Source organism: Micromonospora sp. NPDC051006, from assembly GCF_044456245.1.
GTDB lineage: Bacteria > Actinomycetota > Actinomycetes > Mycobacteriales > Micromonosporaceae > Micromonospora.
In genome coordinates this window covers 313,840-335,774 of record NZ_JBITFP010000002.1, presented here as the reverse complement: position 1 = coordinate 335,774, position 21,935 = coordinate 313,840, and the positions used below count along the sequence as shown (strand labels likewise).

At 72.6% G+C, this 21,935-nt stretch carries 22 protein-coding genes and 1 pseudogene; 14 read left to right on the top strand and 9 right to left on the bottom strand.

The features are described from left to right. Positions 1-166: 166 nt before the first annotated feature. Positions 167-1,081 carry a non-homologous end-joining DNA ligase gene (ligD, locus tag ACIBBA_RS05285; RefSeq protein ID WP_396693974.1) on the bottom strand — a complete coding sequence of 305 codons (915 nt, stop codon included), beginning with the start codon at positions 1,079-1,081 and terminating at the stop codon, positions 167-169. Continuing rightward, on the bottom strand, positions 1,071-2,012 hold the full coding sequence (ligD, locus tag ACIBBA_RS05280; RefSeq protein WP_396693972.1) for a non-homologous end-joining DNA ligase: 942 nt from the start codon (positions 2,010-2,012) through the stop codon (positions 1,071-1,073). The genes ligD (ACIBBA_RS05285) and ligD (ACIBBA_RS05280) overlap by 11 nt, the downstream gene beginning before the upstream one ends. 85 nt (positions 2,013-2,097) lie before the next feature. Here ligD (ACIBBA_RS05280) and ACIBBA_RS05275 point away from each other — a divergent pair, with 85 nt between their 5' ends. Beyond that, entirely contained in the window at positions 2,098-3,120 is a 1,023-nt protein-coding gene (locus tag ACIBBA_RS05275; RefSeq protein WP_396693970.1) for a Ku protein, read from the top strand. 4 nt (positions 3,121-3,124) lie between these two features. On the opposite strand, the gene ACIBBA_RS05270 is transcribed toward ACIBBA_RS05275, so the two are convergent. Further along, complete coding sequence (locus ACIBBA_RS05270; protein WP_350867924.1) at positions 3,125-3,517, bottom strand: PPOX class F420-dependent oxidoreductase; 393 nt, start codon at positions 3,515-3,517, stop codon at positions 3,125-3,127. 119 nt (positions 3,518-3,636) lie between these two features. Between ACIBBA_RS05270 and ACIBBA_RS05265 the strand changes: the two genes are divergently transcribed. The 7 genes from ACIBBA_RS05265 (at position 3,637) to ACIBBA_RS05235 (ending at position 8,828) form a co-directional block, all read left to right on the top strand. Then, a complete protein-coding gene (locus ACIBBA_RS05265) occupies positions 3,637-4,026 on the top strand; it encodes a MerR family transcriptional regulator (RefSeq protein WP_357047460.1) in 390 nt (129 codons plus the stop codon). Then, positions 3,999-4,343, top strand: a complete 345-nt coding sequence (locus tag ACIBBA_RS05260; protein WP_396693967.1) for a thioredoxin family protein — start codon at positions 3,999-4,001, stop codon at positions 4,341-4,343. Before ACIBBA_RS05265 ends, ACIBBA_RS05260 begins: the two co-directional genes overlap by 28 nt. 110 nt (positions 4,344-4,453) lie before the next feature. Next, positions 4,454-5,092, top strand: a complete 639-nt coding sequence (locus ACIBBA_RS05255; protein WP_396693965.1) for a DUF4241 domain-containing protein — start codon at positions 4,454-4,456, stop codon at positions 5,090-5,092. A gap of 136 nt (positions 5,093-5,228) precedes the next feature. Next, positions 5,229-5,885, top strand: a complete 657-nt coding sequence (locus ACIBBA_RS05250) for an FKBP-type peptidyl-prolyl cis-trans isomerase (RefSeq protein ID WP_396693963.1) — start codon at positions 5,229-5,231, stop codon at positions 5,883-5,885. Positions 5,886-6,068: 183 nt separating this feature from the next. Continuing rightward, positions 6,069-6,893, top strand: coding sequence for a hypothetical protein (locus ACIBBA_RS05245; protein ID WP_396694322.1), 825 nt, complete (start codon positions 6,069-6,071; stop codon positions 6,891-6,893). A 115-nt stretch (positions 6,894-7,008) separates the two neighbouring features. Next, on the top strand, positions 7,009-7,662 hold the full coding sequence (locus ACIBBA_RS05240; RefSeq protein WP_396693961.1) for an HAD family hydrolase: 654 nt from the start codon (positions 7,009-7,011) through the stop codon (positions 7,660-7,662). A gap of 152 nt (positions 7,663-7,814) precedes the next feature. Further along, positions 7,815-8,828, top strand: a complete 1,014-nt coding sequence (locus ACIBBA_RS05235; protein WP_396693959.1) for an NADPH:quinone reductase — start codon at positions 7,815-7,817, stop codon at positions 8,826-8,828. A 179-nt stretch (positions 8,829-9,007) separates the two neighbouring features. Here ACIBBA_RS05235 and ACIBBA_RS05230 read toward each other — a convergent pair whose 3' ends face one another. Beyond that, complete coding sequence (locus ACIBBA_RS05230; RefSeq protein WP_396693957.1) at positions 9,008-10,657, bottom strand: fatty acid--CoA ligase; 1,650 nt, start codon at positions 10,655-10,657, stop codon at positions 9,008-9,010. An 83-nt stretch (positions 10,658-10,740) separates the two neighbouring features. On the opposite strand from ACIBBA_RS05230, the gene ACIBBA_RS05225 reads away from it, so the two are divergent. Continuing rightward, complete coding sequence (locus tag ACIBBA_RS05225) at positions 10,741-11,232, top strand: NUDIX domain-containing protein (RefSeq protein ID WP_350867935.1); 492 nt, start codon at positions 10,741-10,743, stop codon at positions 11,230-11,232. A 152-nt stretch (positions 11,233-11,384) separates the two neighbouring features. On the opposite strand, the gene ACIBBA_RS05220 is transcribed toward ACIBBA_RS05225, so the two are convergent. Continuing rightward, on the bottom strand, positions 11,385-13,061 hold the full coding sequence (locus tag ACIBBA_RS05220; protein WP_396693955.1) for an MDR family MFS transporter: 1,677 nt from the start codon (positions 13,059-13,061) through the stop codon (positions 11,385-11,387). 134 nt (positions 13,062-13,195) lie between these two features. Continuing rightward, positions 13,196-13,738 (bottom strand): type 1 glutamine amidotransferase domain-containing protein, encoded by a 543-nt coding sequence (locus tag ACIBBA_RS05215; RefSeq protein WP_396693953.1) that lies wholly within the window; start codon positions 13,736-13,738, stop codon positions 13,196-13,198. A 168-nt stretch (positions 13,739-13,906) separates the two neighbouring features. Between ACIBBA_RS05215 and rfaE2 the strand changes: the two genes are divergently transcribed. After that, positions 13,907-15,790 (top strand): D-glycero-beta-D-manno-heptose 1-phosphate adenylyltransferase, encoded by a 1,884-nt coding sequence (gene rfaE2, locus ACIBBA_RS05210; protein WP_396693951.1) that lies wholly within the window; start codon positions 13,907-13,909, stop codon positions 15,788-15,790. Then, positions 15,787-16,635: pseudogene (locus ACIBBA_RS05205) on the top strand (glycosyltransferase); the annotation flags it as partial. The gene rfaE2 and the pseudogene ACIBBA_RS05205, both read left to right, overlap by 4 nt. A gap of 38 nt (positions 16,636-16,673) precedes the next feature. Here ACIBBA_RS05205 and ACIBBA_RS05200 read toward each other — a convergent pair. The 3 genes from ACIBBA_RS05200 to ACIBBA_RS05190 form a co-directional block, all read right to left on the bottom strand. Then, positions 16,674-17,795 carry a glycosyltransferase family 9 protein gene (locus ACIBBA_RS05200; protein ID WP_396693949.1) on the bottom strand — a complete coding sequence of 374 codons (1,122 nt, stop codon included), beginning with the start codon at positions 17,793-17,795 and terminating at the stop codon, positions 16,674-16,676. A gap of 5 nt (positions 17,796-17,800) precedes the next feature. Beyond that, positions 17,801-18,346, bottom strand: a complete 546-nt coding sequence (locus ACIBBA_RS05195) for an Hsp20/alpha crystallin family protein (protein ID WP_396693947.1) — start codon at positions 18,344-18,346, stop codon at positions 17,801-17,803. Positions 18,347-18,422: 76 nt separating this feature from the next. After that, positions 18,423-18,929, bottom strand: coding sequence for a DUF2231 domain-containing protein (locus tag ACIBBA_RS05190; protein WP_396693945.1), 507 nt, complete (start codon positions 18,927-18,929; stop codon positions 18,423-18,425). Positions 18,930-19,086: 157 nt separating this feature from the next. On the opposite strand from ACIBBA_RS05190, the gene ACIBBA_RS05185 reads away from it, so the two are divergent. The 3 genes from ACIBBA_RS05185 to ACIBBA_RS05175 all read left to right on the top strand — a co-directional run bounded on the left by ACIBBA_RS05185 (position 19,087) and on the right by ACIBBA_RS05175 (position 21,853). After that, complete coding sequence (locus ACIBBA_RS05185) at positions 19,087-19,704, top strand: pyridoxamine 5'-phosphate oxidase family protein (protein WP_396693943.1); 618 nt, start codon at positions 19,087-19,089, stop codon at positions 19,702-19,704. A gap of 72 nt (positions 19,705-19,776) precedes the next feature. Then, positions 19,777-20,409 carry a winged helix-turn-helix domain-containing protein gene (locus ACIBBA_RS05180; RefSeq protein WP_396693941.1) on the top strand — a complete coding sequence of 211 codons (633 nt, stop codon included), beginning with the start codon at positions 19,777-19,779 and terminating at the stop codon, positions 20,407-20,409. Continuing rightward, entirely contained in the window at positions 20,399-21,853 is a 1,455-nt protein-coding gene (locus ACIBBA_RS05175; RefSeq protein WP_396693939.1) for an MFS transporter, read from the top strand. Before ACIBBA_RS05180 ends, ACIBBA_RS05175 begins: the two co-directional genes overlap by 11 nt. The last annotated feature ends 82 nt before the right edge of the window (positions 21,854-21,935 follow it).

Sequence of the window (21,935 nt, the reverse complement as noted above, 5' to 3'; positions counted from 1 at the left end):
CCCAGGCGCACGAGGCTGGCGGACGCCGACGACAGGCCGCGCTGCCGGCCGGGAAGACCGGGGGCGATATGGACGCGCGAACCCCGGTCGCCGGTCACGCAGCGCGACCTCGCCGGGCCGCCGACCCACCCACTCCGACCGGGTGGCACGGTGCGGAGAACGGAATTCAGGAGGCTGGCAGCTCCGGGCCACCGTCGAGCACCGGAGCGAGCAGGTCGCCGGACTTCTCCACCCGCTTGAGCACCTCGGTGGCCGTGTACGGCTTCGTCGCCGGACGCTTGCCCGACGCGCCCGCCTCGACCTCGTCCCAAGTCAGCGGCGTCGACACCGACGGCGCCGCCTGGGCCCGCAGCGAGTAGGGCGCCACGGTGGTCTTTGCCGCGTTGTTCTGGCTCCAGTCGATGAAGATCTTGCCGGGGCGCAGGTTCTTCGCCATCTTCGACACGATCAGCTTCGGGTGCGCCCGCTCCAGCTCCTGGGCGATCCGCCGGGCGTAGGCGGAGACGTCGTCGGCGGACTGGGTGCCGGCGACCGGGCAGCAGAGCTGCATCCCCTTCTTGCCGGAGGTCTTCGGGTAGCTGTCGATGCCGTCGTCGGCGAGCCGATTCCGCATCAGCACCGCGACCGCGCAGCACTCCTTGAGCCCGGCGGGCGCCCCGGGATCCAGGTCGACCACCATCATGTCCGGGTGCTCGCCGACCTTCCACTGCGGCGTGTGCAGCTCCAACGCGGCGAGGTTCGCCAACCAGACCAGGGTGGGCAACTCGTCGCAGACCACGTAGTCGATGGTCTCCCGCCCCTTGCTCGATCCCGGCGCGGGCAGCGTCTCGGTCCGGACCCAGTCCGGGGTCGCCGCCGGCTTGTTCTTCTCGAAGAACGAGTTGCCATCCACCCCGTTGGGAAAGCGGATCCGGGTCAACGCCCGGTCCTGCAGGTGCGGCAGGAGCACGGGCGAGATCCGGGTGTAGTAGTCGATCACCTCACCCTTGGTGAACCCTGCGCCCGGATAGAGCACCTTGTCCAGGTTGGACAGTTCCAGGGAACGCCCCTCCACGTCCACCCGCAATCGGTCAGCCGGCATCATCGACCTCCTCGGGCGGTTTGTCCGGTCGCAGCCGGAGCACCCGGGGGAACCGTAACCGCCCGTCCGGGGTGCGCTGGCCGTACTTCACCTCCACCACGACCCGGGGAGTTACCCAGATCGCGCCCCGGGCATCCTCGCGGGGCACGTCGCCCGCGAACGGCGAGCCGGGGGCGCGCAGCGGCTCCAGCTCGGCGAGGAGCTGCCGCTCGATGGCCGCGCCGATCCCACCACCGACCCGGCCGCGGTAGGTGAGCCGCCCGTCCGGGCGGGGCACCCCGACGAGCAGCCCGCCGATCCGGCGTGCGCCCGGCCGCCAGCCGCCGACCACGAAGTCGCCGGTCACCTCCAGCTTGACCTTCACCCAGTCCGGCGAGCGGACCCCGGGCCGGTAGACCGATCCGATCCGCTTGGCCATCACCCCCTCCAGGCCGTGTTCCCCGGCGGCCTGATAGGTGGCCGGACCGTCGGGGAAGACCGGCGGGACCGCCCACCGGGCGCCGCCCAGCGCCAGGCCGTCCAGGGCCTCCCGGCGGCGTTCGTACGGCCAGCCGGTCAGGTCCTCGCCGTCGAGCCGGAGCAGGTCGAAGATCATGTAGGTGACCGGCATGACGGCCGCCAGCCGGGCCGCCTTGTTCCGGTCCCGCACGTGCATCCGCTCGGCCAGGGCGGTGAACGAGGGCTGCCCGGTCTCGCCGAGCAGCACCACCTCGCCGTCGAGCAGCGCGTCGCCCACCTGGTCACGTAGAGAGGCCAGTTCCGGGTACGCGGCGGTGATCTCCACGCCGGAGCGGGCGTAGAGGTGCTGCCCGCCGCCGGAGATGTCGGCGAGGGCGCGGACCCCGTCCCACTTGAACTCGTACGCCCAGCCGGCGCCCGCCGGGAGCTGCCCGGTCATCGCGAGCATCGGCTTGAGCGGCGCGCCGGGCACCCAATGACTGTAGTTCGCGGCGGAAGTCCTCGCGCCCGCTTCGATCGTTTGCGATCCTGGTCATTACGCGGGGAGAGGAGCCAGCATGCGCGCCATCTGGAAGGGAGCGGTCTCGTTCGGGCTGGTCTCGATCGCGGTCAAGCTCTACTCCGCCACGGAGGAGAAGGACATCCGGTTCCACCAGGTGCACCGGGAGGACGGTGGCCGGATCCGCTACAAGCGCACCTGCTCCGTCTGTGGCGAAGAGGTCACCTACGACGACATCGCCAAGGGCTACGACATCGGCGGCGGCGAAATGGTGATCCTCACCGACGAGGACTTCGCCGAGCTGCCGCTGACCAGTTCCCGCGCGATCGACGTGCTGGAGTTCGTCCCGGCCGAGCAGGTCGACCCGATCCTCTACAACAAGGCCTACTTCCTCGAGCCGGAGGGCACGGCGACGAAGCCGTACGTGCTGCTGCGGGACGCGTTGACCGACTCGGAGCGGGTGGCCATCGTCAAGGTGGCGCTGCGCCAGCGGGAACAGCTGGCGACCCTGCGGGTCCGCGAGGGCGTGCTGCTGCTCAACACCATGCTCTGGCCGGACGAGATCCGTACCCCGGATTTCGGGTTCCTCGACGAGGACCTCAAAGTCCGGCCGCCCGAGCTGGCCATGGCCAGCTCCCTGATCGACTCGATGGCCGGTGAGTTCGAGCCGGACGTCTTCACCGACGACTACCGGGCCGCGTTGCAGGAGGTCATCGACGCCAAGGTCGAGGGCCGCGAGGTGGTCCAGCCGGAGGAGGTCGAGGAGGCCCCGGCGGCGGCGGTGGACCTGATGGCCGCCCTGAAGGCATCCGTGGAGCGGGCCCGGGCGGCGCGCGGCGAGGAGCCGGCCCGCGGTGGCGGCGGCGCCGAGCCGACCCCGATCTCGTCGGCCCGCTCCGCACAGAAGGCCGCCGCGCAGAAGAAGGCGGCGAAGGCGCCGGCCAAGAAGACCGCCGAGAAGAAGGCCGCACCGAAGAAGGCGGCGGCGAAGAAGACCGCCGCGAAGAAGACCACCGAGGCCGAGAAGAAGGCCGCGCCCAAGAAGACGGCGGCGAAGAAGACCGCCCGCAAGACCGCCTGACTGCTCAGCCCCGGCCGAGCTTTTCGGTCAGGGTGACCTGGACGATCACCCGCTCGTCGCCCTCCCGGCGGAACGGGTAGGTGTCCTCGCCGAGGTACTTCTTCGCCATCCGGTCGATGTGCGCGTCGGCGTCGCCGGGCACCAGCTCGGCGGTGCCCTTCACCCAGAGTGTGCGGAAGTCGTCGGCCTTGTCGACCACCGAGATCGCGACCTCCGGGTTGCGGCGGATGTTCTCGTACTTCACCCGTCCCTTGACCGTGTTGAACAGGATGTGCTCGCCGTCGGTGTCCACCCAGACGGGCGTGACGTGCGGGCTGCCGTCCGCCTCGATGGTCGCCACGTGCGCGAGCTGGGGCTCGGCCAGCAGGGCCAGGTCGTCGTCGGTGAGGATCGCCATGGCCGAAATCTACCGGCGGGGCGACCGGCTCACCGGCGTCCCGGCCCAACTCGGGGTTTGCCTTGACGCCGACGGCAAGGTCTAGCGTCGGACGCGACGCCAGCGGCGAGGGAGGTCCGATGCTCATCGGTGAACTGGCGGAACGCGCCGGCACCAGCACCCGGGCGTTGCGCTACTACGAGACGCACGGGCTGGTCCGCCCGGCTCGCTCGGCGAACGGCTACCGGGTCTACGACGAGGCGGAGCTGCACGTCGTACGCGAGATCCGGGCGCTGCTCGCGGTCGGATTCGGGTTGGACGACATCCGGCCGTTCGTCGCCTGCCTGCGCGCCGGCAACACCTCCGGGCACGTCTGCCCGGATTCCGTGGCGGTGCTGCGCCGCAAACTCGCCGAGGTCGACGCCGGCATCGACCGGCTGCACACGGTCCGGCAGGAGCTGCGGGACCAGCTCGCCCACGCCATCGCCGAACGGGAGAGAACATGCCTGAGGTTGCGCAACACGCCCTGATCACGGTGACCGACGAAACCTTCGCCAGCACGGTGCTCGGCGCCGACCGGCCCGTGGTGCTCGACGTCTGGGCGCAGTGGTGCCCGCCCTGCCACGCCATCTCCCGCAGCCTCGCCGAGCTGGCCGGGGAGTTCGCCGGGCGGCTGAGCATCGCCACCCTCAACTCGGACGAGAACCCGCAGACCACCCGCCGTTACCAGGTCATGTCGCTGCCCACCCTGCTGATCTTCCGACACGGTGAACTGGTCGGCTCGATCGTCGGGTCCCGGCCGAAGAACCACCTGCGCGCGGCGCTGGAGCGGCACCTGGAGGGGTGAGGAGCCGGGGGGCGCACGGCCTGTGGCGTGCCGGCTGTCCGGTTCCGGCCGCGGACCGGTCGCCCCCTCCGGGTACGCTCCGCCGGCCATCCGCCACCGGAGGAGACCCGATGCCGTACACCCCTGACCTGGACCGGTTGCTGACGCCCGGTGCCCGCTTCGCCGACGAGCACGGCGCGTACGTGGTCGAGGCGTACCCGGTGGACGACATCGTCCTGCCGACCGGCCGGGTGGTGGGCTGCGACCCGCTGGTCTGCCCGGAGGCCGAGCCGTTCACCGTCACGGTCGCCCCCGGCAGCTACCCGGCCCGGGCCTGGGTGGCCGCGGTGCTCCGCGACGACGCCGAGGTTGACCGGCGGGTGGCCGCGCTGGAGCTGGTGGTGTCGGACGAGCCGACGGTCCGCTGGGAGCTGGCGCTCGTCGACGACCAGGACGTGTCGACCCTCGGCGCGGACGACTACTTCGGCTACGGGGTGGACGCCGGCACCGGCACGCTCGCCGACCCGGCGGCGCTGAGCGTGCTGGAAGGCTGGGAGTACGACCAGGTCGAGGAGGTCTTCATCCCGGACGAGCTGCCGACGGCGCCGGTGCCAGGGTTGATCACGGCGGTGCTGGACGAGGCGACCGGCGCGAACGTCGTCACGGTCAGCTCCGGTTGGGGCGACGGCTGCTACGGCACCTGGATCGGCCGGTCCGCCGACGGCCGGGTCACCTCGTTCGTGACCGACTTCATGGTGGTGCCGGGATAGGCGGGGCCACCGCGACGCGCCCAGTGATCAACACTGGTCCGGGGAGGGCACGGTTGGCGTCCGGGCGGGTACCGTGTGCGTCGACTTTCCCCCCGGCCCCGGGCCGGCCACACCTTCGCAGCAGGGAGTCGACGCCGTGAGCGAGCGTACGCAGAACCGGACCAAGTCGGAGCGGCGGCTGGCCGCCCAGTTGGCCGCGCAGAAGGCGGCCGAGGCGAAGCGCCGCCGGCAGGCGTGGCTGGGCGGGCTCGCCGGCCTGGCCGTGGTGGCGGTGCTGGTCACCGTCTTCGTGATCGTCGGCCAGGGGGGCGACGACGACGCCGCGCCGCAGGCCGACGCGTCCCCCTCGGCGACCGCTCCGGCCGACGACGCCGCCGCATCGCCCGGCGCGCCGCCCGCCCCGCAGCTGCCCGAGGGCGCCGACCCGGCGCTGGGCACCAAGCCGACGGTCACCGCAGGCAAGGGCGAGTTGACGAAGCTGACCGTCACCCCGCTGATCAAGGGCACCGGGCCGGCGGTGAAGGCCGGCCAGACGATCACCACGAACTACGTCGGCGTCTTCTACAAGGACGCCAAGGAGTTCGACTCGTCCTGGAACACCGGCCAGCCGGCCAGCTTCCCGATCGGCGTCGGGCAGGTCATCAAGGGCTGGGACCAGGGCCTGGTCGGGGTCACCGTGGGCAGCCGGGTGCAGCTCGACATCCCGGCCGAGCTGGCGTACGGCAACGATGCTTCGGGCGGCCGGCCGGCCGGTCCGCTGCGCTTCGTGGTGGACGTGCTGGCCGCGCAGTAGGTCGAACCGCCCCGGTTGGTCAACTTCCCGCGATGCGGTTGACCACAGAGGGCTTCCGACCCGTCACACACAACCAGTAGGTTCGTGGTCACCCTGGACGGTCCACCGTCCAGGGTGTACCCGGCTGCGGACCCGGAGGTGCACGTGACGGCGCTGGACGAACCTGGGCGCACCGCCCGACTGATGTGGACTCACTACGAGCCGGTGCACGCGGTCACCTACTTCCACCCTCGGGCCCGGTCCGCCTATGAGGCGGTCGGGCTGCGCGGCTACTGGCGGGGCTACTTCGCCGGCCGGGCCGCTCCACTCGGCCCGACCGAGGCCGCCCCGGTGATCGCCGCCTTCTTCACCTTCGCCCCGCCGATGGTGACCCGGGCGTTGCCGGCCGTCTGGCGGCTGGCCACCCCGCAGGAGGCGCTGCGGGCCCGACTCACCGGCGCGGTGCAGGCGCTGGCCGAGTTCACCTACGAACTGCCCGAGGAGCACCTCACCGAGGCGGCCGACCTGCTGGAGGCGGCGGCCGGCGCGGCGGACAACGCTGGCCGGGTGCTCGGCGCCGCCAACGCCGCGCTGCCCGCCGGCGAATACCCGCTGGCCCGGCTCTGGCAGGCCGCCACGACGCTGCGCGAGCACCGGGGCGACGGGCACGTCGCCGCGCTGGTCGCCGCCGACCTCGACCCGGTGGAGGCGCTGGCCTGGCGGGTCGCGCTCGACATCCCCGCCCAGCACCTGCTCGGGCGGGGCTGGAGCGAGGAGCAGTGGGCCGCCGCGCGCGACCGGCTGCGCTCCCGGGGCTGGCTCGCCCCCGACGGCGAGCCCACCGAACGCGGGCGGGCCGGCTTCCAGGCGGTCGAGGACGCCACCGACGCCGCGGCCGCCCGACCGTGGCAGGCGCTCGGCGCGGACCGCACCGACCGGCTGCGCGAGCTGCTCGAACCGGTCGCCCGGCGCTGCCACTCGGTGATCCCGGCGCAGAGCCCGATCGGCCTGCCCGCGCTGCCGGCCTGACCCGCCGAGCTCTGCGCGGGCCGCCACCGCGGGCCGCGCCGGCTGCACGCTCGCCGACAGCGCCGACCGGCCCGCCCGGCTGACCGCCGGCCGGTCGTCGGGCAGGATGGGGCACGTGGCGGATGCGGTGGTCTTCGACCTGGACGGCGTGATCGTGGACTCCGAGCCGGTCTGGGAGGAGGTCCGGCGGGCGTACGTGGCGACCCACGGCGGCACCTGGCAGCCGGACAGCCAGCGCCGGCTGATGGGGATGAGCACCGGCGAGTGGGCCCGGTACCTCAGCGACGAGCTGGGCGTGTCGCGTACCGCCGAGCAGGTGGCGGTCGAGGTGGTCGACGAGATGACCCGGCGCTACGCGGCGCACGTACCGCTGATCGACGACGCCGACCGGGTGGTGCGCCGGCTGGCCGCGCGGTGGCCGCTGGGGCTGGCCAGCTCCTCGCCCACCCGGTTGATCGCGGCCACGCTGACCGCCACCGGGCTGACCGACGCGTTCGGCGCGACGCTCTCCACCGAGGAGACCGAGCGCGGCAAGCCGGCGCCGGACGTCTACCTCGCCGTGGCGCGGCGGATGAAGGTCGATCCGGCCCGTTGCGTCGCCGTGGAGGACTCCTCCAACGGGGTGCGTTCGGCGGCCGCCGCCGGCATGCGGGTGGTGGCGGTGCCGCACGGCTCGTACCCGCTGGATCCGGACGCGGCGGCGCTCGCCGCGGTGACCCTCGGCTCGATCGACGAGCTGACCCCGGAGACCGTCGACCGGCTCGGCTGACCCGGGCTGCCCCCCTGCCACCTGTCGTCCGCCCGTCGCCCGGTTGTCCGGTTTCCGGAGCCGCGAAGATCGGCATGAGCCCGGTGCGGTCGGGTACCGCAGCCGACGACGCCCTTCCGGCCCCGGGATGCGTCGGGAGTGAGGAGACCGCGATGAAGGCGATCGTGTACGAGCGCAACGGCGACCCGTCGGTGCTCCAGCTGGTCGACCGGCCGGTGCCGGAGCCCGGGCCGGGCGAGGTCCTGGTCCGGATGGCCGTCTCCGGGGTGAACCCGACGGACTGGAAGGGCCGGCAGCAGTCCCCGTTGCCGGCCGGCTGGCAGATTCCCGGTCAGGACGGCGCCGGGGTGATCGAGGCGGTCGGCGAGGGCGTCGAACAGGACCTGGCCGGCGAGCGGGTCTGGCTCTGGGAGGCGGCCTGGCAGCGCCCGTGGGGCACCACCGCCGAGTACACCGTGGTCCCGGTCCGGCACACGGTGCGCCTCGGCGACGCCTCGTTCGACCTGGGCGCCTGCCTCGGGATCCCGTTTCTCACCGCGCACCGCTGCCTGACCGCCGGCGAGTACATGCCGGACGCGCTGCGGGCCGGTGCGCTGACCGATCACACGGTGCTGGTCCAGGGCGGGGCCGGCGCGGTCGGCAACGCGGCGATCCAGCTCGCCCGATGGGCCGACGCGACCGTGATCGCCACGGTGAGCAGCGCCGAGAAGGCGCAGCTGGCGGCGGCGGCCGGCGCCTCCTTCGTGATCAACTATCGGGAGCAGGACGTGGTCGAGGAGGTCCGCAAGATCGCCCCCGACGGGGTGCACACGATCGTCGAGGTCGCCCCGGCGAAGAACGCGACCACCGACGTGCAGGTGCTGCGCCACGGCGGCGCGGTCTGCGTCTACGCCAACGAGGGCGGAACCGAGGTGACCCTGCCCGTCCGCGATCTGATGCGGCCGAACGCCCGTTGGCAGTTCGTGATGGTCTACACCGTGCCGAAGGCGGCCAAGGCGCAGGCGGTCGTCGACGTGGCCGCGGCGGCCGCCCAGGCGGGCATCCGGGTCGGCGAGGACGCCGGGCTGCCGCTGCACCACCACCCGCTCTCCGCGGCTGCCGCCGCGCACCAGGCCGTGGAGAACTCCGTGGTCGGGAAGGTGCTGATCAGCACCAGCGACCAGTGACCCGGACGAGAAGATTTCGCGTCATCGGGACGTAGACGAACAACTCTCGCAATAATGGCATTGCGGGTAACCCCGCATGGAACGGGCGGCCCCGGCGCGGTGCGAACGCCGGGGCCGCCCCTGGGGAGGAACGTCTCAGGAGTGCTCCTACCCAACAGGCGACAGCCCGCAGAAAAACGTTACGGCGCGGTCAGCTCCCGGACGGCCAGTTCCCCCTCGGCGTACCGCGAACGGACGACCTTCTTGTCGAACTTGCCGACACTGGTCTTCGGCACCGCGTCGATGAAGGCCCAGCGCTCGGGCAGCTGCCAGCGGGCCACCGAGGCGGAGAGGAAGTCGCGTAGCTCCTCGGCGCTGACCGTCGCACCCTCGCGGACCACCACGGTGGCCAGCGGCCGCTCGTCCCAGCGCTCGTCCGGCACCCCCACCACGCAGGCTTCCAGCACGGCCGGGTGCGCCATCAGCGCGTTCTCCAGCTCCACCGAGGAGATCCACTCACCGCCGGACTTGATGACATCCTTCGCCCGGTCGGTCAACGTGATGTAGCCGTCCGCCGAGAGGGTGCCCACGTCGCCGGTACGCAGCCAGCCGTCGCGGAACTTCTCCTCCTCGGGCGTCTCGTCGCCGACGTACCGCCCGGTCACCCACGGGCCGCGGACCTCCAACTCCCCCACGGACGCGCCGTCGGCGGGCAGCGGCTCCGCGGACGGCCCGACGATCCGCGCCTCGACCCCGGCCGGCACCCGGCCCTGGGTGTAGCGGTAGCGCCAGGCCTCGTCACCGGTCGCGCCGGCCGGCGGACGGGAGACCGAGCCGAGCGGGGACATCTCCGTCATCCCCCAGGCGTGGATGACCTGGATGTCGTGCCGCTCGGCGAACGCATGCATCAGCGACGGCGGGCAGGCGGAGCCGCCGACGATGACCTCCTTGAGCGACGAGGTGTCCACCTCGTGGCTGTCCAGGTAGGCCAGCAGATCGGTCCAGATGGTCGGCACCGCGCCGGCCAGGGTGGGCCGCTCGGCGGCGATCATCTCGGCGATCGGCGCGGCCTGGAGGAACCGGTCCGGCATGATCAGCGAAGCGCCGGAGAGGAAGGCCGCGAACGGCAGCCCCCAGGACATCGCGTGGAACATCGGCACGATGGCCAGCTCCCGGTCGGTCGGCCCGAGGCCGAAGCCCTCCGGCATGCAGACCTGCAGCGAGTGCAGATAGATCGACCGGTGCGAGTAGGCAACGCCCTTCGGGTTGCCCGTGGTCCCGGAGGTGTAGCAGAGCGCGGCGGCGTCGCGCTCGTCCACCTCGGGCCAGTCGTAGGTCTCGGGACGGTCGGCGAGCAGCGCGTCCCAGTGGTGCACGGTGATCCGGTCGCCGGCCGCCTCGACCAGCGGGGCCGGGTCGCCACCGCCGACCACGACCACGTGCCGCACCGTGGTCATCTGGCCGATCACCCGCGCCAGCAGCGGGATCAGCGTGGTGTCGACCAGCACCACCCGGTCCTCGGCGTGGTTGGCGATGTAGGCGACCTGGTCGGGAAAGAGCCGCAGGTTGAGGGTGTGCAGCACCGCGCCCATGCTCGGCACCGCGAAGTAGGCGACCAGGTGCTCGTTGTTGTTCCACATGAAGGTGGCGACCCGCTCGTCGCCGGTCACGCCGCACTCGGCGCGCAGTCCGTGGGCGAGCCGGGCGGCGTCCCGGCCGACTTCGGCGTACGTCATCCGGCGGGGTTCGGCACCGGTCCACGTGACCACCTCGGCGGTGCCGTGCACGGTGGCGCCGTGTTCGAGGATCCGGGCGACCTGGAGGGGGGCGTCCATCATCGTGCTACGCATGGGTCACAAGCTAGTGTCGCCGGTCACATGTTGGGAACCCCGGAAATCCGCCCGGTCCCGGCCGCGGCTCGTAAATTGTCCGGGTGAGCATCTCCTGGGCCGACTCGTACGTGGGGCAGCTGCGCGCGCTCGCCGGGGACCGGACGCTGATGTTCGTCGGGGCCCGGGCGGTGGTGCGGGACAACGCCGGTCGGGTGCTGCTGATCCGGCGCTCGGACAACGGCCAGTGGGCGATGCCGGCCGGCGCGATGGAGCTGGGCGAGTCGATCGCCGACTGCGCCGTACGCGAGGTCCGCGAGGAGACCGGCCTTCGGGCGCTGCGGGTGTGCGCGTTCGCCCTCTACACCGGCCCGGACCGCACCCACACCAACATGTACGGCCACACCTACCAGATCTTCACCACCGCGTTCCGGGTGGAGGAGTGGGACGGCACGCTGGCCCGGGTGACCGACGAGACCACCGACGCGGCCTTCTTCCACCGCGAGCAGTTCCCGGCCCCGCTGTCGGCGTCCGTCCACGAGACCCTCGCCGACCTGGACGTCTTCGAACAGACCAACCGCCTCATCCTGAAGTAACCCCCCGCCCGACCCCCGCCCCGCCCGGCTCCGGCCCCGCCCAACCTCGCGGTGATCAAGAGCTTTGCGTCAGTCCGGCACCGGATCCTGACGCAAAGCTCTTGATCAACAGGTCGGGACCCCACGCCGGGACAGCCTGGGCCGACACCCCGTCAGATCATGGTTTGGGACTTGGCCTCCATGTCGGCGATGGCCTCGTCCTTCGACTCCTTGGTGAGCGGCTTGCCACCGGGGGCGGGGGCCTTGCCGCCGAGCGGGTCGGCGCCGCCGGTGGCGCCCTCCGGCCCGGTGCCGCGCAGCTGAGCGTTCGGCATGGCGAGGGTGACCAGAACGGCCAGGATGGCGATCAGCCCCGCGGTCAGGAAGACCAGGTGCAACCCCTCGACGAAGGAACTCTGGATCGCGCCCCGGACCGGCCCGGGCAGCGCCATGATGGTCGCCGGGTCGTTGATCGAGATGTTCGCGCCGCCGCTCGCCCGTACCGCGGCCTGCTGGTCCGGTGGCAGCTGGGCGATCGCCCCGGGAAGCCGGTCGGCCAGCGCGCCGTTGAGCCGCGAGGAGAGCACGGTGCCGAGGATCGCCACCCCGAACGAGCCGCCCAGCGATCGGAAGAAGGTCGCCGAGGAGGTGCCGGCGCCCAGGTCACGTACGGCGACGGCGTTCTGCACCGCCAGGATCAGCGACTGCATGCAGAGGCCCAGCCCGACGCCGATCACCACCATGTAGGCGAACGCCTCCCAGAGCGACGTGTCCACGTGCAACCGGGTGAAGAGCAGCATGCCGGCGAGCAGTACCACCGAACCGGCCACCGGGAACCACTTGTACCGCCCGATCCGGCTCATCGCCCGGCCGGTGAGGATCGAGGTGAAGATGATGCCGGCCATCATCGGCAGCATCAGCAGACCGCTCTTGGTCGGCGAGGCGCCCTTGACGATCTGCAGGTAGAGCGGGATGAAGATGATCGACCCGAACATCACCAGACCGAGCACGAAGCCACCGCTGTTGGCCAGTGCGAAGGTACGGCTGCGAAACAGCCGCAGCGGCAGGATCGGCTCGGCGACCCGGGACTCCTGAAGCAGGAAGAGCACGCCGAGCACCGCGCCGGCGGCGAAGAGCCCGATGATCACGCCGGAGCCCCAGGCGTACTCGTTGCCGCCCCAGCTCAGCGCCAGCAGCAGGGAGCTCACCCCGGCGACCAGCAGCCCCGCGCCGACCCAGTCGACGGAGTGGTCGCGGCGCTCGAACGGGATCAGCCGCATCACGTGGTAGCAGACCACGATGGCCAGGATGGCCAGCGGGACGTTGATGTAGAAGATCCACCGCCAGTTGGTCTCCGCGAAGTACCCGCCGACCAGCGGACCGGCCACCGACGAGATACCGAAGACCGCGCCGAACAGGCCCTGGTAGCGGCCCCGTTCCCGGGGTGAGACCACGTCCGAGATGATGGTGAACGCGAGCGTCATCAGACCACCGGCGCCCAGACCCTGGATGCCCCGGGTGAGGATCAGCTGGGTCATGTTCTGCGACAGCCCAGCCAGCAACGAACCGACCAGGAACGCGCCGATCGAGAAGAGGAAGACCGGTCGGCGCCCGTACAGGTCGGCCATCTTGCCGTACAGCGGGGTCGACGCGGTCGACGCGAGCAGGTAGGCGGTCACCACCCACGAGTAGTGGTTGATCCCGCCCAGCTCGCCGACGATGGTCGGCAGGGCGGTACCGACGATGGTCTGGTCGAGGGCGGCCAGCAGCATGCCGGTCATCAGGCCGATCATGAGCAGCCGGATCTGCTGGCGGTTCAGCACCGGCGCGGCGGAGGCTTCGGTGGTCATTCCGCCTTCTTTCCCGGCCCGCGCGGAACATGCGCCGAGACCGGGAAAAACCCGCCCACGCCGTAACGGGGCCGATCATGGAGTTGGCGGCCCGCCGCCGGCGGATCGGGCGGCCAACTCCGCGATCGACCGGATCAGGCGGCGAAGGTTTCGGTGATCTTCTGGCAGAAGGCGGGCAGGTCGTCGGGTTTGCGGCTGCTGGTCAGGTTGCCGTCGGTGACGCACTCCTCGTCCACCCAGGTCGCGCCGGCGTTGACGAGGTCGGTACGCAGGGTGGGCCAGGAGGTGATTTTCCGGCCTCGCACCACGTCGGCCTCGATCAGCGTCCACGGCCCGTGGCAGATCACACCGACCGGCTTCCCCGCGTCGAAAAACGCCCGGACGAAGCGGACCGCGTCCTCATCGCCGCGCAGGAAGTCGGGGTTCGCCACCCCGCCGGGCAGCACCAGGGCGTCGTAGCCGCCGGCGTCCGCGTCGGCCACCGTCACATCCACGTCGTACGGCTTGGCCGGGTCGAGGTGGTTGAAGGACCGGATCGAGCCGGGCTTCAACGAGATCAGCTCCACCGAGGCGCCGGCCTTCTCCACCGCCTCGCGCGGCTGGACGTACTCGATCTCCTCCACGCCGTCGGCGGCGAGGAAGGCGATCCGCTTGCCGCGCAGGGTCGTCGCTGCCATCTTGCTGCTCCTCTCTTCCGGGGTATGTCCGAATTCCTTCCCGGGCGGCACCGGGCGAAACCAGACAAGCGGTGACGCCGACCACCAGCCGCCGATCGACGGCGGGATCGACCGGGGTCGACGGGCGGCCCAGGTTTGACCCACCAGGCCGGGGGGATCCGGCAGGGCATGGCAGGAGCAGCAGCGGAACAGCGCCGGCTCGCCACGGTCGTGGACAGCTGGCGGGGACGGCCGGTCCTGGTCATCGGCGACGCCATGCTCGACGAGTGGCGGTTCGCGGAGTCCGAACGGCTCTGCCGGGAGGCGCCCGCCCCGGTGCTCACCCTCCGCCGGCGGATCTCCGCCGCCGGCGGGGCGGCGAACACCGCGGTGAACGTGGCCGCGCTCGGTGGGCTGGCGGTGCTGGTCGCCCCGGTCGGCGCCGACGTCGCCGGCGACGAGGTCCACGACTGCCTGGACCGGGCCGGAGTCTGGGACCGCACGGTCAACCAGCCCGGCCGACCCACGCCGGTTAAGCGACGGATGCTGGCCGGGAACCAGATCCTGCTCCGCGAGGACTCCGGCGAGCCCGACGACGCGCTCGACGCGGACGGGGTCGCCCGACTGCTCACCGCCCTCGACTGCGCCACCGAGGAGCTGCGCGCCGCCGCCGGCGGGGAGCCGCCCACCTTGGTCGTCTGCGACTACGGCCTCGGCGCGCTGCCCGCGCCGGTGCGCGCCTGGCTGGTCGCCCATCGGGAGCGCTACGCCACGGTCGCGCTGGACGCGCACGACCTCGCCGACTGGCGCGGCCTCGCCCCGACCGTGGTGACCCCGAGCTTCGCCGAGGCGACCCGGCTGCTGGCCCGGGCGGGCGGCTCCGCCCCGCGTACCGCCGGCGGTCAGCTGCACCTCGATCACCCGGACCACGACCCGGCCGACGGCCCCTCGGAGCTGACCGTCGGAGCCGCACCTGGCGCCCGGACGCTCCGCGAGCACGAGCCGTCGGCAGGCCCGGACGACCCGGCGGTCACCCGGGCCGGCAGCCTCGACGCCGTGGTCGGCGCGGATCCGACCGCTGGCGCGGCCCGCGCCGACCGGATCGGGCCCACCGGCGAGCCGACACCCGGCGAGGGTCGGGTGGCGATGACCGGTGACGGATTGAGCGTGACCGGCACCGGTGTCACGGTGAACGCGACGGCCGGCGAGGGCGTCAATCGGGCCGTGCTGGCCGAGTCGCGCCTGGCCGAGCTGCGCGCGCACACCGGCGCGGACGTGGTGGCAGTGACCCTGGACACCGAGGGCGCGGTGGTCGGCGGGGCCGACGGCGAGCCGCGACGTAGCCACAGCACCCCCGTGCCGGCCAGCCACGCGGTCGGGGCCGGGGACGCCTACCTGGCGGCGATGACGTTGGCGCTGGCCGCGGACGCGCCACTGCCGACGGCCGCCCAGCTGGCCCAGCTGGCCGCGACGATCACCGTCTCGGACACCGGCACCTGCGTCTGCCGTCGGCAGGATCTGCTCACGGCGCTGGAGATCCCGAACGAGGACGCCGGGAGCCCGGCGGTGGTCGGGCCGGAGGAACTCGCCACGATCGTCGACGAGCATCGGCGCTCCGGCCGCCGGGTGGTCTTCACCAACGGCTGCTTCGACGTGCTGCACCGCGGGCACGTGCGCTACCTGGAACAGGCTCGTACGCTCGGCGACCTGCTGGTGGTGGCGGTGAACGCCGACGGCAGCGTCCGCCGGTTGAAGGGGCCGGACCGTCCGGTGAACCCGGTCGAGGACCGGGCGGCGCTGCTCGCAGCGCTCTCCTGCGTGGACCACGTGGTCGTCTTCGAGGAGGACTCGCCGGCCTCGCTGATCGAGACCGTCCGCCCGGACGTCTACGTCAAGGGCGGCGACTACCCGCCGGAGATGGTGCCGGAGGCTCCGCTGGTCCGCCGGCTGGGCGGCCAGGTCCGCACCCTCGGCTACGTGCCGGACCGCTCCACCTCGCAGATCATCGAGCGGATCCGCGCGCACAGCCAGGAGCGGGAACCGGACCCGTCGTTGACCAGCAAGCCGTCGTGAACCGGCCGCTCGACCCGGGCAGTCCGGAACAGTTCCGCGCCGACCGGCTGGTCGACGTGCTGATCCCGACCCGGAACCGCCCCGCCGAGCTGGCGGTCACCCTCGCCGGGCTGGCCGCGCAGGACGGGGTGCCCGGGTTCGGCGTGGTGGTCAGCGACCAGTCCGACGGGGAACCCGCGTTCGCCCACCCGGCCGCCGCCACGATGGCCCGCGCGTTGCGACACCGCGGTCACCCGGTGCTGCTCACCCGCCGGCTGCCCCGACGCGGGCTGGCCGAGCACCGGGCCTATCTGCTGGCCGCCTCGACCGCCCGTTACGTGCTCTTCGTGGACGACGACGTCTGGCTGGAACCCGGGACGCTGCACCGGCTGGTGACCGCCCTGACCGAACTCGGCTGCGGGTTCGTGGGCAACGCCGTGCACGGTCTCTCCTATCGCGACGACGTCCGGCCGGAGACGCACGGACACTACGAGGAGTGGATCGACCCGCCCGTGCCGGAGCGGATCCGACCGGGTACCCCGGAGTGGAACCGGGCGCGGATCCACTCGGCGGCGAACCTGCTGCACGTCACCGGGAAGCTGGCGCTGCCGCCCGGCGCCTGGCGGGCGTACAAGGTCTCCTGGGTCGGCGGGTGCGTGCTCTACGACCGGGCGAAGCTGGTCGACTCGGGCGGCTTCGAGTTCTGGCGGCGGGTGCAGGAGCGGCACCAGGGCGAGGACGTGGCCGCCCAGCTCGCGGTGCTGGCCCGGCACGGCGGCGCGGGTGTGCTGCCCAGCGGGGCGTACCACCTGGAGTCGCCGACCACCGTCACCGAGCGGGACGTGGAGGCGTGGGAGGTCGTGCTCGCCGACGAGGACGCCCCCGCAGCCGGCGTGAGCCCGGCTCAGGGCGCGCCGGGCTCCGGGCGCAGCAATTCCCGGGCGGCCTCCAGCACCTCGACCACCGGCACGTCGGTGACGAACGAGTCCCGGTGCGGGCACTCGCCGTCGCCCGGCCGGTGCGGGTAGATGCCGGGGGTGCAGTCCACCCCGCAGACCGGGCAGCGCACCGTCCACGACGTGATCGGGCGGTGCCGGGCGCGTAGGGGGTTGCCACTGTTGATCAGATTGCCGACCCAGTAGACGCCGACGGTCCGGGCGCCGACCGCCGCGGCCAGGTGCAGCGGGCCGGTGTCGTTGGAGACCACCAGCGCGCAGTCGGCGAAGCAACCGGCCAGCCCGCCCAGGCTGAGTGTGCCGACCTGCGGCCGGACGGGCACCCCGGCCGCCGCGACCACCCGGTCCACCACCTCCTGCTCGGTCGGTGTGCCGGTGACCAGCACCTCGTACCCGTCGCCGACCAGCTCGCGGGCGACCTCGGCGAACCGCTCCGCGGGCCAGCGCCGGCGGGTGTCGGTCGCGCCCGGGTGCAGCGCCACCCGCGGCTGCCGCACGGGGCCGAGCACCTCGGCCGCCTCGGCCCGGTCGGCGGCGGTGACGGCCAGCGTGGGCACGATGGTGGTGGCCGGGGCGCCGACCAGCGCGGCCACCTCCAGATAGCGGATCACCTCGTGCTGGTAGTAGACGTACCGGGTCCACCGGTCCAGCGCGGGCGCGGACTCGGCGCGCAACCCGGCGGTGACCCGGGCGCCGAACGCCGCCATCAGCGGGTTGGAGTTCGCGCCACCGCCGTGCACCTGCAACGCCAGGTCGAAGCGTTCGGCGCGGGCTGCGGCCAGGAAGTCCGCCATCTCGGCGGGTGGCTCGTCCGGCTCGGGCCGGCGGATGCCGTCGGCGGCCGGCACCACCAGCACGCGGTCGACCGGGCCGGGCCGGTCGCGCCAGAGCTTCGCGTGCCAGGGCGCGCCGATCAGCACGATCTCCGCCTGGGGGTACGCGGCGCGCAGCGCGTCCAGCGTCGGCAGCACGAAGATGAAGTCGCCGAGCGCGTTGGCGCGCAGCACGGCGATCCGCGCCACGTCGGGCACGGGCTCGGCGACCGGGCCGAGCAGGGACGGCGCGACCACTCCCGCTACGGCCGGTCGATCTCGCCTGCGGCGGTGTCCGGGTGGTGCAGCTCCCGGTCCGCGGCGGGATCGGCCGGCATCGGCGTACCGCTGCCCGCGGTGCGGGGCCTGGTGCGGCCGACCGTGATGGTGCGCGTGCTGGGCCGTGCGGCGCGCGGCAGCCGGACGCGGAGCAGACCGTGGTCCATCACCGCGTCGATGGCGTTCGGGTCCACCCGCGACGGCAGGTCGACCCGGTATTCGAAGCCCCGGGTCTCGAAGCCACCGGGAATGCCCTGGTCGGCGTTGACCTCCGCCTCGGAGCGGGCCCGCACGCAGAGCTCCCGGTCGTCCAACTCGACCGCCACCTCCTCCGGCGCCACCCCGGGCAGCCGGACGATGACCTCCCAGCCCTCGGCGGTCTCGGTCAGCTCCACCTCAGGTGGGCCGGACCGGGCGCCGACCAGGCGACGCAGCTCCGTGCGGAGCGACTGGAGCTCCCCCATCGGGTCCCAGCCCTGCTGCCGACTCCGCCAGCCCCGGCCGAATCCGCCGCCACCCTGTTCGCTCATGCCGACGCCTCCGTTCGGTCGGCCACGGCAGGAGACTCGGCCGCCCTGTGCCCGATGATTCGCTCACTACGCTCGCTCATGGCATCTCTCCGATCCGCTGGCTGGCCGCGGTGGGCCGCAGCGAGCTGGGCGCGTCCAGGCCGGCCTCGGCGTCGACGCCCACCCCGAGCCGGTCGACCAGCTCACCGCCGAGCCAGGCGCTGACGCCGAGGATCGCCAGGGCGACGACCTCGATGGCGATCAGCGCGCCGCCGGCGGCCTGCGAGTCGGCGTTGAGCCGGACCGCCCAGACCGCGGCGAAGAGCAGGATCACCGCCAGGTTCGCGGCGGCGTGGGTGAGCGCCACCCGCTTGGCGCGGGTGCCGGTCGGAATGGCCAGCAGGTCGAACGTGCCGGCCACCGCGGCGAGCAGGCCACCGACCAGGCCGACCGCGATGTTCCAGTACGCGACCTCGCCGAGGACGTCGGGGCCGCCGACGGTGTCGATCACGTCGAAGAGGACCGCGGTGGCCAGCAGGGCGACCGGAAACATCACCAGCATCGGGTGGACGGGATGGCCAAGCACCTTGAGTCGGCTCTCCATCTCCGGCCTCCACTGGTCGGGTCCGTGGCGCGTCGGGTGAGGCGGTACCCCCGGCTCCGAGGGACAAACCTCGCCCTGGTCACGCTCTCCTAGGCTGGCGTACGGGCCCACCGCACGGTGGTCCCGCCACCACGGTCAACGCCCCGGGGAGGATCACGTGACGGTGGAGATCACTTCGCACGAGGAGCTGCGCGAGCTGTTGGGCCCGCCGCACGCGCGGGCGGTTGCCAAGGAACGCACCCGGCTGCACCAGCGGGACCTGGACTGGTTGGCAGCGTCGCCGTTCTGCCTGGTGGCCACCGCGGGCGCGGACGGCAGCTGCGACGTGTCGCCGAAGGGCGACCCCGCCGGGTTCGCCCTGGCGCTGGACGATCGGACCATCGCCGTGCCGGAGCGACCGGGCAACCGCCGGGCGGACGGCTACCGCAACATCCTGGAGAACCCGCACGTCGGGTTGGTCTTCCTGATCCCCGGGCGCACCGACACGCTGAGGATCAACGGACGGGCCCGGCTGGTCCGCGAGGCGCCCTGGTTCGACGACATGGTCGTCAAGGGCCACCGCCCGATCCTGGCGATCGTGGTGGAGATCGAGCAGATCTTCTACCACTGCGCCAAGGCGTTCCTCCGTTCCCAGCTCTGGCAGCCGGAGACCTGGCAGCCGGACGTACTGCCGTCGCGGGCCCGCCTGATCAAGGAGGTGGAGGCCCCGGCGGAGAGCCTGGCCGAGCTGGAAAGCCACTACGGCCCGGAGTACATCAAGAGCATCTACGCCTGACCGACCGCCGTCGCTCGGACGAAAGCGCTCGGCCACTTGCTAAAGCTATCTTTCTAAAGCTAGCTTTAGAATATGACGCTGCCCCGGATGAAGCTGACCGATCCCAAGGCGCTGCGCGGCTACGCGCATCCACTGCGGATGACCCTCATCGGGCTGCTCCGCCAGCAGGGCCCGATGACCGCCACCCGGGCCGCCGAACAGCTCGGCGAGAGCGTCGCAAGCTGCTCGTTCCACCTCCGCCAGCTCGCCAAGTACGGGCTCGCCGAGCGGGCCCCCGGCGCCGACGCCCGGGAGCGGCCGTGGCGAGCCACCGCGCGCAGCACCTCCTGGGACGACGACTCGGACGACCCGCAGATGCGGGCGGCCACCGACGAGCTGAACGCCGCTCAGCTCGCCCTCTACACCCGACAGGCCGAGGAGTTCCTGGCCCGGCGCGCCGACGAACCGACATCCTGGCGGGCGGTCACCGGCTTCAGCGACCAGTCGCTCTACCTGACGGCCGACGAGCTGGCCGAGCTGAAGGAGCGGGTCAGCGCCCTGCTCGCCACCTACGACGACCGGATCACCGACCCGACCCAGCGGCCGGCCGGCTGGCGCCGGGTCAGCTTGATCCAGCTCGCCGTGCTCTCGCCTCCGTCGTTCGGCGACACCCCCGCCGCCTCGGACGACGCGACGACCGAGGCGGGTGAGCCCGATGAGCGGTGAACTGCCCGGCACGCCGCTCGCCGCCGGCGCCCCCGCCGCTCCCACCACCGTCCCGCCCCGCGGCCCGGCCGACGACACCCCGCCCGGCGCCGCCGGCGGCAACCCGGCCGGCATCGCGGTGGCGGGTGGCCCCGGCGGCACCCCACCGGACGACCCGGGCGGCGTCGCCCCGGGCGAGTCCGTCCAACCTGGTGGTGCGGTCCGGCACGGCCGGCTGCCGAGGCTGCTGCGCGAGCGGACGTTCCGCCGGTACTGGTCGGCGCAGACCGTGTCCTACTTCGGCGACGAGATCTCCACCCTCGCCCTGCCGCTGCTGGCCGTGCTCATCACCGACGCGGGGCCGGCGCAGATGGGTTACCTGACCGCCGCGCTGCTGGCGCCGAACCTGCTCTTCTCGCTGCTCGCCGGGGCCTGGGTGGACCGGTTCCCGCACAAGAGGCGCGTCATGGTGGCCAGCGACCTCGGCCGGGCGTTGCTGCTGGCCACGATCCCCGCGGCCTACCTGTTGGACCTGCTCACCCTGCCCCAGCTCTACGGCGTGGCCTTCGCGATGGGCACGCTCGCGGTGCTCTTCGAGGTCGCCCGCGGACCGCTCTTCGTCTCCGTGGTGCAGCGCCGGGACTACGTCGAGGCGAACACGCTGATCAACGGCAGCCGGGCGATGTCCCTGGTGGCCGGGCCGAGCATCGGCGGTCTCCTGGTACAGCTGCTCTCCGCGCCGATCGCCCTGGTCGCCGACGCCCTGTCGTACGTCTGGTCCGCGTACTTCCTGGGGCGGATCCGGCCGACGGAGCCGGCGCCGGCCCGCGGCGCCGGCCTGGGGATCGCCGAGGGCCTCCGGTTCATCGCCCGGACGCCGATGATGCGGGCGATCGTGCTCGGCACGACCACGGTCAACCTGTTCAACTTCATGTTCGCCGCGCTCTTCGTGCTCTACGCCACCCGCGAGCTGCACCTCTCGCCCGGCCTGCTCGGCATGGTGCTCGGTGCGGGCGCGGTGGGCGGCCTCTTCGGCGCGGCGGTCACCGGCCGGCTGACCCGCCGGTTCGGCATTGGGCCGACCATGGTGGCCGGCTTCGTGCTCTTCCCGGCCCCGCTGGTGCTCGTGCCGCTGGCCGACGGCCCGACGCCACTGGTACTCGGGATGCTCTTCACCGCCGAGCTCCTCTGCGCGGTGGGCGTGATGATGCTCGACATCGTGACCGGCTCGGTGCAGACCGCGCTCACCCCGGAGTCGCTTCTGGCCCGGGCGACCGGGGTGCGGCGCACCATCAACTACGGAATCCGGCCGATCGGAGCCCTGATCGGCGGTGCCCTCGGTGCCGCCCTCGGCATCCGCGAGGCGCTGTGGATCGCGACGGTGGGCGCGCTGGCCGGCGTGCTCTGGGTGATCTTCTCGCCGGCCCGTCGCCTGCGCGACCTGCCCGAAGCGGCTGCCGGATGATCGACGGCGACATCGAGATCCATGTTTGTCCATGACGTCGTTTGGACATCAGGGAACTCCCAGCAGACATCCAGGGAGGGAC

Excerpts from the sequence above, each read along its gene's own strand:
- ligD (WP_396693974.1), bottom strand. The coding sequence starts at position 1,081 with ATGCCGGCTGACCGATTGCGGGTGGACGTGGAGGGGCGTTCCCTGGAA.
- ACIBBA_RS05220 (WP_396693955.1), bottom strand. The coding sequence starts at position 13,061 with ATGACCACCGAAGCCTCCGCCGCGCCGGTGCTGAACCGCCAGCAGATC.
- rfaE2 (WP_396693951.1), top strand. The coding sequence starts at position 13,907 with ATGGCAGGAGCAGCAGCGGAACAGCGCCGGCTCGCCACGGTCGTGGAC.
- ACIBBA_RS05190 (WP_396693945.1), bottom strand. The coding sequence starts at position 18,929 with ATGGAGAGCCGACTCAAGGTGCTTGGCCATCCCGTCCACCCGATGCTG.
- ACIBBA_RS05255 (WP_396693965.1), top strand. The coding sequence starts at position 4,454 with ATGCCGTACACCCCTGACCTGGACCGGTTGCTGACGCCCGGTGCCCGC.
- ACIBBA_RS05180 (WP_396693941.1), top strand. The coding sequence starts at position 19,777 with ATGACGCTGCCCCGGATGAAGCTGACCGATCCCAAGGCGCTGCGCGGC.
- ACIBBA_RS05215 (WP_396693953.1), bottom strand. The coding sequence starts at position 13,738 with ATGGCAGCGACGACCCTGCGCGGCAAGCGGATCGCCTTCCTCGCCGCC.
- ACIBBA_RS05235 (WP_396693959.1), top strand. The coding sequence starts at position 7,815 with ATGAAGGCGATCGTGTACGAGCGCAACGGCGACCCGTCGGTGCTCCAG.
- ACIBBA_RS05230 (WP_396693957.1), bottom strand. The coding sequence starts at position 10,657 with ATGCGTAGCACGATGATGGACGCCCCCCTCCAGGTCGCCCGGATCCTC.
- ACIBBA_RS05270 (WP_350867924.1), bottom strand. The coding sequence starts at position 3,517 with ATGGCGATCCTCACCGACGACGACCTGGCCCTGCTGGCCGAGCCCCAG.
- ACIBBA_RS05275 (WP_396693970.1), top strand. The coding sequence starts at position 2,098 with ATGCGCGCCATCTGGAAGGGAGCGGTCTCGTTCGGGCTGGTCTCGATC.
- ACIBBA_RS05175 (WP_396693939.1), top strand. The coding sequence starts at position 20,399 with ATGAGCGGTGAACTGCCCGGCACGCCGCTCGCCGCCGGCGCCCCCGCC.
- ACIBBA_RS05245 (WP_396694322.1), top strand. The coding sequence starts at position 6,069 with ATGTGGACTCACTACGAGCCGGTGCACGCGGTCACCTACTTCCACCCT.
- ACIBBA_RS05265 (WP_357047460.1), top strand. The coding sequence starts at position 3,637 with ATGCTCATCGGTGAACTGGCGGAACGCGCCGGCACCAGCACCCGGGCG.
- ACIBBA_RS05260 (WP_396693967.1), top strand. The coding sequence starts at position 3,999 with ATGCCTGAGGTTGCGCAACACGCCCTGATCACGGTGACCGACGAAACC.
- ACIBBA_RS05195 (WP_396693947.1), bottom strand. The coding sequence starts at position 18,346 with ATGAGCGAACAGGGTGGCGGCGGATTCGGCCGGGGCTGGCGGAGTCGG.